This window comes from Achromobacter sp. Bel (assembly GCF_012928505.1).
GTDB lineage: Bacteria > Pseudomonadota > Gammaproteobacteria > Burkholderiales > Burkholderiaceae_B > Achromobacter.
The window spans coordinates 1-12858 of the sequence record NZ_JABBJN010000094.1 but is presented as its reverse complement, the minus strand read 5'-3'; the positions used below and the strand labels follow the sequence as shown (position 1 = coordinate 12858).

10 protein-coding genes and 1 pseudogene are annotated in these 12858 nt (G+C 65.9%); all 11 read right to left on the bottom strand.

Annotation, left to right across the window (positions count from 1 at the left end):
* Nucleotides 1-604 (bottom strand): annotated as a pseudogene (locus HG262_RS29865) (flagellar biosynthesis protein FlhF); the annotation flags it as partial.
* Complete coding sequence (gene flhA / locus HG262_RS29860) at nucleotides 601-2721, bottom strand: flagellar biosynthesis protein FlhA (protein ID WP_169274443.1); 2121 nt, start codon at nucleotides 2719-2721, stop codon at nucleotides 601-603. The gene flhA and the pseudogene HG262_RS29865, both read right to left, overlap by 4 nt.
* Nucleotides 2722-2724: 3 nt before the next feature.
* Nucleotides 2725-3879, bottom strand: coding sequence for a flagellar biosynthesis protein FlhB (gene flhB, locus HG262_RS29855; RefSeq protein ID WP_169274442.1), 1155 nt, complete (start codon nucleotides 3877-3879; stop codon nucleotides 2725-2727).
* Nucleotides 3880-4065: 186 nt separating this feature from the next.
* Nucleotides 4066-5583 (bottom strand): methyl-accepting chemotaxis protein, encoded by a 1518-nt coding sequence (locus HG262_RS29850; RefSeq protein WP_169274444.1) that lies wholly within the window; start codon nucleotides 5581-5583, stop codon nucleotides 4066-4068.
* Between the two features lie 244 nt (nucleotides 5584-5827).
* Entirely contained in the window at nucleotides 5828-6463 is a 636-nt protein-coding gene (cheZ, locus tag HG262_RS29845; protein ID WP_169274441.1) for a protein phosphatase CheZ, read from the bottom strand.
* Nucleotides 6464-6471: 8 nt separating this feature from the next.
* Nucleotides 6472-6861, bottom strand: a complete 390-nt coding sequence (gene cheY / locus HG262_RS29840; protein WP_169274440.1) for a chemotaxis response regulator CheY — start codon at nucleotides 6859-6861, stop codon at nucleotides 6472-6474.
* Nucleotides 6862-6911: 50 nt separating this feature from the next.
* The gene (locus HG262_RS29835) at nucleotides 6912-7970 is read right to left on the bottom strand and encodes a chemotaxis response regulator protein-glutamate methylesterase (RefSeq protein WP_169274439.1); all 1059 of its coding nucleotides are present in this window, start codon (nucleotides 7968-7970) and stop codon (nucleotides 6912-6914) included.
* A gap of 20 nt (nucleotides 7971-7990) precedes the next feature.
* Nucleotides 7991-8845 carry a CheR family methyltransferase gene (locus HG262_RS29830; RefSeq protein WP_169274438.1) on the bottom strand — a complete coding sequence of 285 codons (855 nt, stop codon included), beginning with the start codon at nucleotides 8843-8845 and terminating at the stop codon, nucleotides 7991-7993.
* Complete coding sequence (locus tag HG262_RS29825; RefSeq protein WP_169274437.1) at nucleotides 8845-10557, bottom strand: methyl-accepting chemotaxis protein; 1713 nt, start codon at nucleotides 10555-10557, stop codon at nucleotides 8845-8847. Before HG262_RS29825 ends, HG262_RS29830 begins: the two co-directional genes overlap by 1 nt.
* Nucleotides 10558-10650: 93 nt before the next feature.
* Complete coding sequence (gene cheW / locus HG262_RS29820) at nucleotides 10651-11151, bottom strand: chemotaxis protein CheW (RefSeq protein WP_169274436.1); 501 nt, start codon at nucleotides 11149-11151, stop codon at nucleotides 10651-10653.
* A gap of 17 nt (nucleotides 11152-11168) precedes the next feature.
* Nucleotides 11169-12858 (bottom strand): chemotaxis protein CheA (cheA, locus tag HG262_RS29815; protein ID WP_169274435.1); only part of this gene is annotated, 1690 nt, incomplete at its 5' end.

Sequence of the window (12858 nt, the reverse complement as noted above, 5' to 3'; positions counted from 1 at the left end):
CGGCGACGGGCGGAACCATCGGCATGGCAACAGATGCCGGGGCCGTTGACACCGCCGGGCGGGCCGGCGGCAACGACGGCAGTTCGACCCGGGTCGCCGCCGTCGCCGGCAGGGGCGACGCTGGCTGCAGCGCCGCCGGATAGGGGGCAGCCGGCTTGGCCGAGGCCCCAGCGACGTCTTCAGCCGACGCGTCTTCCTCCGGCAATGCCGACGAGGCATAGGCGGACTGGTAGGCCGCGATCGACCGCGACGGCGCGCTATAGCCCGGTTGCGGCATGAAGGCGGGAGCGGCATACGGCCGCTCGGCCGGCGCCGGCGCGCCGAACGGCGAGCTTGCCGGCGGTTGCGAATGCGGTTGCGGTTGCGGTTGCGAATGCGGTTGCGGCTGCGGCCGGGCTTCGGTGACCGGCGGAGAATACGGAGCGGCTTCCCGTTGCGGCGTCTCGGACGCCGCATCGTCGAACGCGCCCTCCACCGTCGCCAGGACTTCCACGCCGCCGTCCACGCTGCGGTTCGACACGATCAGCGCGTCCGGCCCCAGCACCTGGCGCACCTGGCGCATCACTTCACGGCTGTTGACGCCAAAAAAGCGGCTTATCTTCATTGCCCATTGCTCCCGCCGATCAGCGCGGTCACGCGGACCATGCGCTCATCGGGTATTTCAGTATTCGACAACACGCCCAACTGCGGCAGGTGATGGCGCAAGAACCGCGACAGCGGCGCGCGCAGCACGGGCGACACCAGCAACACCGGCGCGTTGCCCTGCGATTCCTGGCGCTCGACAGCCGCCTGCGTTTCGCGCAGCAGAGTGTCGGCCAGGCCGGGTTCCAGCCCGCCGCTGGTGGTCATGGCCTGCGACAGCACGCGCTCCAGCTTCACGTCCAGACCGATGACCCGCAGCTCCCCCTCGCCCGGGAACCATTGTTGCGTGATCGCACGGCCCAGCGAACGGCGGGTCAACATGATCAGTTCATTGATATCAGGCTGGCCACCGGCGCCGGCCGCCTGGGCCGCCAGGCGCGGGCCATGCTCGGACAGCGTATCGATGATGGTCCGCATATCGCGGATCGGCACTTCTTCGGACAGCAGGCCTTGCAGCACCTTTTGCAGCGCGGTCAGCGACAGCGTCTTGGGCACCAGGTCCTCGACCAGCTTGGGCGCGTCACGGCCGATGCGGTCCAGCAGTTGCTGCACTTCCTGGCGGCCCAGCAGGTTCGAGCCGTGGCGGTGCATCAAGTGGTTCAAGTGTGTCGCCACCACCGTGCCGGCGTCCACCACGGTGTAGCCCGCCACCTGCGCCTGATCGCGCAGGCCGCCGTCGATCCACAGCGCCGGCAGGCCGAATGCGGGGTCGGTGGTGGGGGTGCCCTTGATCTGTATGGTGACGCCGCCAGGATCGATGGCCAGCCATTGGCCCGGCATCGCCACGCCATGCCCGACTTCCACGCCCGACAGCAAGATGCGGTAGTCGTTGGGCTTGAGCTCCAGGTTGTCGCGGATGTGCACGACCGGCGGCAAGAAGCCGACGTCCTGCGCGAACTTCTTGCGCAGGCTGCGGATACGGTGCAGCAGCTCGCCGTTCTGGGCGTGGTCCACCAGCGGAATCAGCCGGTAGCCCACTTCCAGTCCCAACTGGTCCACCATGGACACGTCGTCCCAACTCGCCTCGGCAGCCGCGGCCTGCGCCTGTGTGACCGCCTGCGGCGGAATCTGCTCGGCGGCCTGCGCCACCGCCTGCCGCCGCTTGTGCAGCATCCACCCTCCCCAGCCCAGCGCGCCTGCCAGCGTCAGGAAGGCGATATGCGGCATGTTGGGGATCAGGCCCATGATGCCGATGATGCCGGCCGTCAGGAACAGCACGGCCGGGTTCGAGAACAGCTGGCTAATGATCTGCTGGCCGATATCCTGGTCAGTCGACACGCGCGATACGACCACGCCCGCGGCGGTGGAGATCACCAGCGCCGGGATCTGCGCGACCAGGCCGTCGCCAATCGTCAGCAGCGTGTACACGCGGGCCGAATCGCTCATCGACATATCGTGCTGCGCCACGCCCACGATCAGGCCGCCGATGACGTTGATTACCATGATCAGCAGGCCGGCGATGGCGTCGCCGCGCACGAACTTGCTGGCGCCGTCCATCGAACCGAAGAAGTCCGACTCCTGCGAGACCTCGGCGCGACGGCGGCGGGCCTCGTCTTCGCCGATCAGGCCCGCATTCAGATCGGCGTCGATCGCCATCTGCTTGCCGGGCATCGCGTCCAGGGTGAAGCGCGCTCCCACTTCGGCGATCCGGCCGGCACCCTTGGTGATGACGATGAAGTTAATGATGGTCAGGATCACGAACACGATGATCCCGACGGCGAAGTTGCCGCCCACCAGGAAGTGGCCGAACGCCTCGATCACCTTGCCCGCCGCGTCCGGACCCGTATGGCCGTTCAGCAGCACGACGCGGGTCGACGCCACGTTCAGCGACAGGCGCAGCAGCGTGGCGAACAGCAGCACGGCCGGGAAGGCGGCGAAGTCCAGGGGCTTGCGCGTGAACATGGCCACCAGCAGGATCATCACGGACAACGCGATGTTGAAGGTGAACAGCAAGTCCAACAGGAACGTGGGCAGGGGCAGCACCATCATGCCCAGCACCATCACGATCAGGATCGGACCCGCCAGAAGCCGCGCATGGCCGGCCCCGCTACTCTTCAACATGGTGAGCAAAGCGCTCATTCCTTAAACTCCTTGTGCTGCGGTGTTTGCTTGCGGGTCCAGTGCAGCGGGTACGGCCAGCCGGGTCGGGGCCGTCGGTTCGACTCCCCATCCCGAGCGCCACGATCGCAGCTGGAAGACCCACGCCAGCACTTCGGCCACCGCGGTATATAGCTCGCCCGGGATTTCTTGCCCCAGTTCGACGTGTTGATGCAATGCGCGCGCCAGCGGCGGCGCTTCCAATGTGGGGACGCGATTCTCGGCGGCCAGTTCGCGGATCTTCGCCGCGATCAGCCCGGTACCCTTGGCCACCACGCGTGGCGCACCGCTCTTGTCCTCGTCGTACTTCAGCGCCACGGCGTAGTGCGTCGGGTTGGTCACCACGACGTCCGCCTTCGGCACTTCCGACATCATCCGGCGCCGCGCCGCCTGGCGCTGCTGCTGGCGGATGCGCGCCTTCACGTGCGGGTCGCCTTCGCTTTCCTTGTGTTCCTGGCGCACATCTTCCTTGGACATGCGCAACTTCTTCAAGTGGCTCCATATCTGCCACGGCACGTCCAGCATCACGATGATCAGCAGGGACGCCACGATGAAGGCGCAGCACATGGCCACCAGCGACAGCGCCTTGATCAATGCGGCGGACGGCGCCACGTGCATCAGGCTCAGCATGTCGTCGTGGTAGCGCCAGATGACCCAGACGGCCACGCCGCCCACCAGCAGGGCCTTGGCCAACGCCTTGATCAGCTCGACCACGGTCTGCGACGAGAACATCCGTTTCAGACCGGAAAAGAAGCTGAGCTTCGAGAAATTCGCCTGCAGCGGCTTGCCCGAAATGACGATGCCGCCGAGCAGCACGCTGGACAGGACGGCCACGACCACCAGCACGCCAAAGACGGGCAAGGTGGCCAGCAAGGCGTGGCCGAAACCGCTGACGGCCAGTTCCACCATCACGCCGGGGTCAGCCACGATGCGCTGATCGAACGCCAGGCCGTTGCGCAGCACCCCACTCAGGCCCTGATAGAGCGAACCGCCGCCCATCCAGATTACCGCGACACCGGCGGCCAGCATCATGAACGTGCCCAGTTCCCGGGAACGCGCAATCTGCCCCTCCTCGCGCGCCTTTTCCAGGCGCCTGGGAGAGGCGGCTTCGGATTTTTCGAGGTCGCTTTCTTCGGCCATGCTCTGCGGTGTCGTTGCGGCTCGCGGATTTTCGGATTACGAGCTGCCCGCCGAGATTCTAGGAGGCCCCGGCCTTCGCCGATAAGCCAAGAAACGGGGGGAAAGCGGCGCTATTCCCGGCTGCGGGCCGGGCCCGGCCGGCCGCCCTCTTCGGGGACGCCCCGCCAGGGGCGCCCGCCAGTGCCGTCAGCGCCCGGCCGTAGCGGCCTCTCGCGGCGGCGGCGCGCCTTCCAGCGCGGCCTGGAAGCGCACATAGTCCAGCCCGATGCGCACGGCGCCCCAGTGCTCCGGCCCCAAATACAACGGAATCGAAATGTCGTTGACGATTTCACCCGTGTCCCGCGAATAGGTCTGAAACAACATCGACCCCGTATTGGCGGCGAGCCGGGCGCCGACCGGATCGTCAAAAATCCGCTTGTGCCGGACCCGGGCGATATCGACGGCCGCGTCGCCCGTCGGCGCGTGCGAAAAGCGGCTGTTGTGCGCGGGCGCGTAACCCCGGCTGTCCACCAGGATGGTGTAGATCGCGCCCGGCACCGCCTCCAGCACGTCGTCCAGCAGCCGGGTCAGGGGTTCGTCGATCGCCCGGTCATACCGCGTGTGGTAACGCGCCGGTTCGCTGCCTGGAATGCGCTGGTAGTGGCGGTCGAAGACGTCCACGCCGCGGCGGCGCGCCTCTTCCAGCAAACGGACGGCGGCGGCCCGAAAATCGTCCACCGCGTCGGACAGGTGATCGAACGCCGTATTGCCGGTGCGCATATCGGCCAGCACCTCCTGCACGCTCTCGGTCTGGCGGCGGATGCGGTCGATCTCGCCTGACATGTGGCCGACGCGCTCCAGCACGTCGGCGCTCAGCGCCGCGATGCGCCCCACTTCCTGGCTCATGCCGTGATTGGTGGCGTCGACATCGCCGATCGCTTGCACCACTTCGCCCACCTGCCGGTTCATGCTGTCGAAGTCGCGCACAAAGCGCTGGAAGTCGGAACACGTCCGGTCCAGCACCGCGCCCGAGGCGTCCACGTCATCCCGCAGCGTACCCGTCTGCCGCTGCGTGGTGTCCACCAGCTCCAGCATCTCGGCCGTGTGCCGGCCGATATCGCTGGTGGCGGCGTTCACGCGCTCGGCCAGACGGCCGACCTCCGTGGCGACCACGGCGAAGCCGCGGCCGGCGTCTCCGGCCCTGGCCGCCTCGACGCCCGCGTTCAACGCCAGCAGTTGGGTCTGCAAGGCGATGTCCTTGATCAATTTGCTGATGTCGCCCACCGAGCGCGCTCGGCCGGTCAGTTGCCCCACCACCTCGGTGAACGCGGCCATTTCCCGCGTCATGCGGTCCACGCGCGCGCGCACGTCGGATAGCTCGGCCAGGGCCTCTTCGGCCGCGCGCAGATTCTGGCCCGACAACTGGGCGATCTCGCGGGCGTGGCAGGATGTCGAGGTGGACAAGGCCGCGATCTGCGCGCCGCTGTCGGCCAGCGCGCCCGCCGCGCGCGCCTGCTCCTGCGCCAGCAGCGAGCAACGCCCCGCCTGGAACTGCGTGCGGGCCGCGTTCAGCGCGATTTCAATGCTGGATTGCCGCACGGTCATGATCCGCCGGCGGATCTGCCCCAGAAAGCGGTGCAGCGGAAAAACGGCGGGGGTGATCGGCAGCGTGCGCTCCGACAGCATGGCGTCGCCGCGGTTGAGGCGGCGCAACAACCCCCACATGCCGCCCAGGCGGAATATGGATCTGGCCAAAATGGACCTCCTTGTGCCGGCCCGGATCGCCTTCTATGGGCATCCGTTGCCTGGCGCGCAGTGCGCGCGCCCTGTCTCTCGCTGCAAGGCCCCGATTTTTCTTATGGCCGAAGTCTATCGATCAGGCCGTCTTTGCGCCCTTAGGGAATACGTTCATTCACGCGCGGGCGCCGCGCACCGCCGGCGGCAAGGCCTGGCGGCGCGGGGAAAGCGGTCAGAAGCCCAGGCTGGCCAGCAGGTCGTCGACCTGGTCCTGGCTGGTGACGACGTCCGTCTTGCCCTGCGGGCTGATCTGCGGCCCGTTCAGCAGGCTGTTGGCCTCGTCGCGGCGCTCTTGCGGCACGTTGTCCAGCAGCACTTGCAGCAGCTCGCGTTCGATCGCGCCCACCACGTCCATCATGCGCATGATGACCTGGCCCGTCAGGTCCTGGAAATCCTGCGCCATGATGATTTCCATCAGCTTGGACTGGGTCTGCTGCGTCTGCTTGGGCACATCGGCCAGGAACGCGCGCGTGTCCTTGACCAGTTCGCGTGCTTCCGGCAATTCCAGCGGCTGGTCGTACCATTGCTGCCAGCGTGTATCCAGCGCCTGCGCCGAACGCGACATGCCGTCCTGGATGGGACCGGCCTGCTCCGTCGCGTTCAACACGCGGTTGGCGGCCTGTTCGGTCATCTGCGCCACATAGCGCAGGCGATCGCGGGCATCGGGAATCGCATTGGCCGCGTCCTTGATCGCCTGGTCCAGGCCCAGCTCGCGCATGCTGTCGCGCAACATGCGGGTCAGCGAGGCGATGCGGTGAATCAGGTCAGGATTCTCGGCGGCGGGTTCAACGTTTTGCGTTGTGCTCATTGCACACCTCAGCCGGCAAGTTTCTCGAAGATCTTGGTGAGCTTTTCTTCCAGCGTCGCCGCGGTGAAAGGCTTGACCACGTACCCGTTGGCGCCGGCCTGGGCCGCCGCCACGATGTTTTCCTTCTTGGCTTCGGCCGTCACCATCAGCACCGGCAACGATGCCAGTGACGCGTCGGCGCGGATCTGCTTAAGCATTTCCAAGCCATCCAGGTTGGGCATGTTCCAGTCGGACACGACGAACTGGAAGCCGCCGTTGCGCAGCTTCTCCAGCCCGATTGCACCGTCCTCGGCCTCGTCCACGTTCTCGAAACCCAGCTCTTTGAGCAGGTTGCGGATGATCCGCCGCATCGTGGGGAAGTCATCCACCACCAGAATCTTCAGGCCCTTGTCTACCATCTTTCACTCCAGAAAAAATTTGCTTGAGACCGATCGTGGATGCATCCGCGTCAAACGCGGTGTCCCCGGTCGCCCAGGCGAGTCAGAATGCGTTCGCTAATCGCCGACAGCGCTACCACTTCGTCCGCGGCGCCAATGGCGATGGCCTCCCGGGGCATGCCGAACACCACGCAGCTGGCTTCATCTTGCGCGATCGTGTGCGCGCCGGCGCGATGCATCGCCAGCATGCCGGCGGCGCCGTCCTTGCCCATGCCGGTCAAGATGACGCCGATGGCGTTCTTACCCGCGGCAACGGCGGCTGAATTGAACAACACGTCCACCGACGGGCGGTGGCGGTTGACGGGTTCGCTGGCTTCAAGCTCGATCACATAGTTGGCGCCGCTGCGGCCCAGCCGCATGTGCGTGTCGCCGCCCGGCGCCAGGTAGACGTGGCCGGGCAACACCCGGTCGCCGTGGGTCGCTTCGCGCACCGTCACGGCGCACAGCGCATCCAGACGCTGCGCGAACGACCGCGTGAAGCCGGCGGGCATGTGTTGCGTGATCAGGATCGCCGGGCTATCCGGCGGCAACGGCTGCAGGACCTCGCGGATGGCTTCGGTGCCGCCCGTAGAGGCGCCGACGATGACCAGCTTTTCCGAGCTTGCCAGCGGACGGCGCAGCATGGGCGCGGGTGCCGCTTGCGGTGCGTGCGGTGTCGGCGCGCGCAGCTTGGCCCGCGAGGCCGCGCGAATCTTGTCCGCGATGAGTTCCGTGTATTCGAGCAGGCCGTCGCGGATGCCCAGCTTGGGCTTCGTAACGAAATCGATGGCGCCCAGTTCCAGCGCGCGCAGCGTGATTTCGCCGCCACGCTCCGTCAGCGACGACACCATTACCACCGGCATCGGCCGCAGGCGCATCAGCTTTTCCAGGAAATCCAGCCCGTCCATGCGGGGCATTTCCACGTCCAGCGTCAGCACATCGGGATTGTGGCGCTTGATCAGTTCGCGCGCCACCAGCGGATCCGGCGCGGTCGCGACCACTTCCATGTCCGGCTGGCTATTGATGATCTCCGTCATGAGCCCGCGCACCAGGGCCGAGTCGTCCACGCACAAAACGCTTATTTTTTTCATTGCTTGCTGCCTCGGCCCGTTCAGGCCTTACTCGCACATTCGTAGACCGTCTGCCCGCGCAGACGAAAATCCCGGCTGATGTAGGTGAAGTTCTCGGAGTGACCGGCAAACAGCAGGCCGCCCGGCTTGAGCAGCGGCACGAAACGCTCCAGGATCTTCGCCTGTGTCGGCTTGTCGAAATAGATCATGACGTTGCGGCAGAAGATCACGTCGAACTTTTCGTTGATCGCCCAGGACGGCGCCAACAGGTTCAAGGTCTCGTAGCGCACCATGCCCGCGATCTCGGGCCGGACGCGGACCTGGCCCGCGTTCGCGCCGCGGCCCTTGAGGAAGAATCGGCGCAGGCGCTCCTCTTCCATCTTGGCCACCCGTTCGGCCGGATACACCGCCGCCCGCGCCCGGTTCAACACGTTCGTGTCGATGTCGGTGGCAAGCACCGTGCAGGCGCTGGCGCGCGGCCCCATGGCTTCGACCAGCGTCATGGCGATGGAATACGGCTCTTCACCCGTAGAGGCGGCGCAGCACCACACCGACACCGGACCGCCACGCTTCTGTGCGAAATCGGCCAGGATGGGAAAGTGGTGCGATTCGCGGAAGAACGCCGTCAGATTGGTCGTGAGCGCGTTGACGAAGTCTTCCCACTCGGCCGCGTCGGGCTGGTTCTCAAGCTGGTCCAGATAGCTGCCAAAATCCTGGCGGCCCAGGGCGCGCAGGCGCCGCGCCAGACGGCTGTAGACCATCTCGCGCTTATGCGCGCCCAGCGAAATGCCGGCGCGCGCATGGATCATCTTGCGCACGCGCGAAAAGTCCGCGTCGCGGAAATCGAATTGGCGGTCCACCGGAATGGACGGCGCCGAAGTTGCTGCGGTTGCCACTACGCTCCTCGGTGCCCGAGCGCAAACGCGTCGGGCGCTTGCAAGCGGGAATCGTCATCGGACGAACGCGCGGACGACAGGCGGTGCGCCGGCACTTCAATCACTTCGCCCGCATTGATCTTGAATACCGCGACCGCTTCCGCCAGCCGCTGGGCCTGCTCTTGCAGCGACCCGGCGGCGGCCGCGGCTTCTTCCACCAGCGCCGCGTTCTGCTGCGTCACTTCGTCCATCTGCGACACCGCGCGGTTCACCTGGTCGATGCCGCTTGATTGCTCTTCGGAGGCCGCCGAGATCTCGCCCATGATGTCCGTCACACGCTTGACCGACGCCACGATCTCTTGCATCGTCGCGCCCGCGCGCTCCACCTGCTGCGAACCCGCGCCCACCGTCGTAACCGAGTCTTCGATCAGGCCCTTGATTTCCTTGGCCGCCTGCGCGCTGCGCTGCGCCAGCGAGCGCACTTCCCCCGCCACCACCGCAAAGCCCTTGCCCTGCTCGCCCGCCCGCGCGGCTTCCACCGCCGCGTTCAGCGCCAGGATGTTCGTCTGGAACGCAATGCCGTCAATGACCGACACGATTTCCGAGATCTTGCGCGAACTGGCCGAAATACCGTGCATGGTGTTCACCACTTCCGCCACGGCCGAGCCACCGCGCTCAGCGACGTCCGACGCGCTGGCCGCCAACTGATTCGCCTGGCGCGCATTGTCCGCGTTCTGCTTCACCGTGGACGCCAATTGCTCCATCGACGCCGCGGTTTCTTCCAGTGACGCTGCTTGTTGTTCCGTGCGGCTGGACAGGTCGGTATTGCCAGCCGCGATTTCATGCGAGCCCACGTTGATCTCGTCCACGCCGCGGCGCACTGTCGACACCGTGCGCGTCAGGCTTTCCTGCATGCGCTTGAGCGCCGCGAACAGCTGGCCGATCTCGTTGGTGTTGCGCACGTCCACGCGAGCGGTCAGGTCGCCGCCAGCGATGCGGTCGAAATGATGGCCGGCTTCCTTCAGCGGCTGCAGCACGCGGCGGCGCAGGAAGACATAGGTTGCGAACACCAGCAGCGCGGCGATGACGCCGCCTGCGCCGACGGCGATCAGCACGAACTGGTAGCGCACCTGCGCCACCTCATGCGCGTCCAGCATCTTGCTGGCGCGCCAGAAATCGAAGCCTTCGACGGCGCGGGCGAAGCGGCCTTCCAGCGCATCCTGCACCGTCTGCACCTGCTTCTGGTAGGCCGGCATGTCGGCCTTCTCCAAGGCGGCGACCAGGGGCGTCAGGCCTTGCTGCACCAGCGCGCCATAGGACGCCTCGATTTCCTTCAGCGCTTCGGACGCCTCCGCGGGCTGCGGCAGGGTCTTGTAGTACTCGAATTCCGCCTGGCCTTTGTTCATGGCCGCCTTGGCACGCTCCAAGAGGCCCGTGGCCTCCGAGGACAGGCCTTGCGTCAGCAAGGCCGCCTGGCCCACGCTGTTGACGATATCCGCGTAATTGGCAGTCGCCGCACGGCCCAGGCCGTTCATGGAATCCTTGTAGCTGGACACGACGCGGCCCACCGCGTCGTCCAGTTCCTGCGCTTGCTTGATTTCGGCCAGGGTCCCGTTGCTGATGCGCAGGGACAGCACGCCAAGCGCCGCCCCGATCACCAACATGAATGAGAAGAACGCCAGCACCCACAACAGGCTGCTGCGTATCGTCATGTTCGCGAAAAACTTGCGCATCACAAGAACCATCCCTTGACTGCAATCGTTAAAGGAAAGCGCCACATCGGATTCAATATGGCGCCTCTACCCCGCATTCCGGCCGGTTTCCGATCAGGAAGCGGCCTTCTCCACCAGCGCCATTTCATCGCTGGTCATCATCTTTTCGATATCCACCAGGATGAGCATGCGCTCATCCACCGTGCCCAGGCCGGTCAGGTATTCCGTGGACAACGTCGCGCCGAATTCCGGCGCCGGACGGATCTGGCCGGCGTTCAACATCAACACGTCGGACACGCCGTCGACCACGATACCCACCACGCGGCGATCCAGGTTCAGGATGATCACAACGGTCTGCTCGTTGTATTCGACCCGGGTCAGGTTGAACTTGATGCGAAGGTCGACGATCGGGACGATGATGCCGCGCAGGTTCGTCACGCCCTTGATGAACGAAGGGACGTTGGCGATGCGGGTCACCGTGTCGGCGTCGTAGCCGCGGATTTCCTGCACTTTCAGGATGTCGATGCCGTACTCTTCATCGCCCAGCGTGAAGACCAGGAATTCGCTGCCGACATCTTCGTTGCGCGCGGATTGCGCTTGCGGTTTGGCTGCCATGATTTTTTAGTGCTCCATCAATTCAAAATGGCTTCGGGCTGCGACCAACGTTCACGGTTGGCGCGCGCAAGCGCAAATACGTCGACAATCAGCGCTACGCTGCCATCGCCCAGGATGGTGGCGGCGGAGATGCCGGGGACCTTGCGGTAGTTCGACTCAAGGTTCTTGACCACGACCTGGTGCTGCCCGATCAGGTGATCGACCAGCAGCGCGAAACGGCGGTCTTCGGCCTGCATGATGACGGCGATGGCCTGCGTGGGATCCGTCTGGGCCCCGGCCACCGAGAACACACGGTGCATTTCGACCAGCGGCAGGTACTCGCCGCGCACGTGCATCACGCGCTCGTTGCCAGCCACCGAATAGATCTGGTCGTTGGTCGGCTGCAGCGATTCCGTCACGTGGTTCAGCGGCAGGATGAAAGTTTCTTCGCCCACGCGCACCGACATGCCATCCAGGATGGCCAGCGTCAGCGGCAACACGATGCGCGTCGTGGTGCCGTTGCCCGGCTCGCACGACAACTGCACGTGGCCACCCATGTCCTGGATGTTCCGACGCACCACGTCCATGCCCACGCCGCGGCCGGAGATGTCCGTGACCTTTTCCGCAGTCGAGAAACCCGGCGCGAAGATCAATTGCCAGATTTCATCGTCCGGCGAGTTTTCATTGACCGGCAGGCCTTGGGCCATGGCCTTCTTCAGGATCTTGTCCCGGCTCAGGCCACCACCGTCGTCGCTGACTTCGATGACGATGTTGCCGCCGTTATGCTGGGCGGACAACACCAGTTGGCCCACCGGATCCTTGCCGGCCGCGATACGCTTTTCGGGCGTCTCGATGCCATGGTCCAGGCTGTTGCGCACCAGGTGCGTCAGCGGATCGATGATGCGTTCGATCAGGCTCTTGTCCAGCTCGGTCGCGCGGCCGTAGGTCTGCAGTTCGATCTGCTTTCCCATCTTGCTGGCAATGTCGCGCACCAGTCGAGGGAAGCGGCTGAACACGTAGTCCATCGGCATCATGCGGATCGACATCACCGCTTCCTGCAGGTCGCGGGCGTTGCGTTCCAGCTGTTCCATGCCATTGAGCAGGCGGTCGTGCAGGACCGGGTCCAGCGTCGACGCCGTCTGCGCCAGCATGGCTTGCGTAATAACCAGTTCGCCCACCAGGTTGATGACCTGGTCGACTTTTTCCACGCCCACGCGGATCGACGTGGATTCCTTGTCGGCATGCGCCGGCGCCGCCGGGCGCGATGCGCGGGCGGCGGCCTGGGTGATCGCCTCGGCGGCAGCCGCCGATTCCGCGACACCCGGCACCGAAGCCACGGGCGCCGCCACCGGGGCGGGCGCTGCGGCAGCTGACGCCACTTCGGCGACCGGTTCCGCCGCCGCCGACGCCACTTCGGCTGCCGGGGCCGCTTCGCGGCTGATGTTCAATTGGTCGCCGTCGACGATGAAGCAGCACACGGCCTCGATGTCGTCCGGGGTGCAGGTGCTGTCCACCCACACTGTCAGGACGCCGTCGGCGCGTTCGCTGGCCTTGACGGTACCGAGGTTGCCCATTTCTTCGAGCAGCGACGCGGCGTCCTTGTCGGACACTTTGGTGATCCGCACCTTCAGAAGAAGATCGCCAGCGCCGGCGGCCGGCGATGTTGCCGCAGGAGCGGCAGCCGGAGCCGCCGCAACCGGAGCGACCGGGGCGGCCGCAACGGGCGCA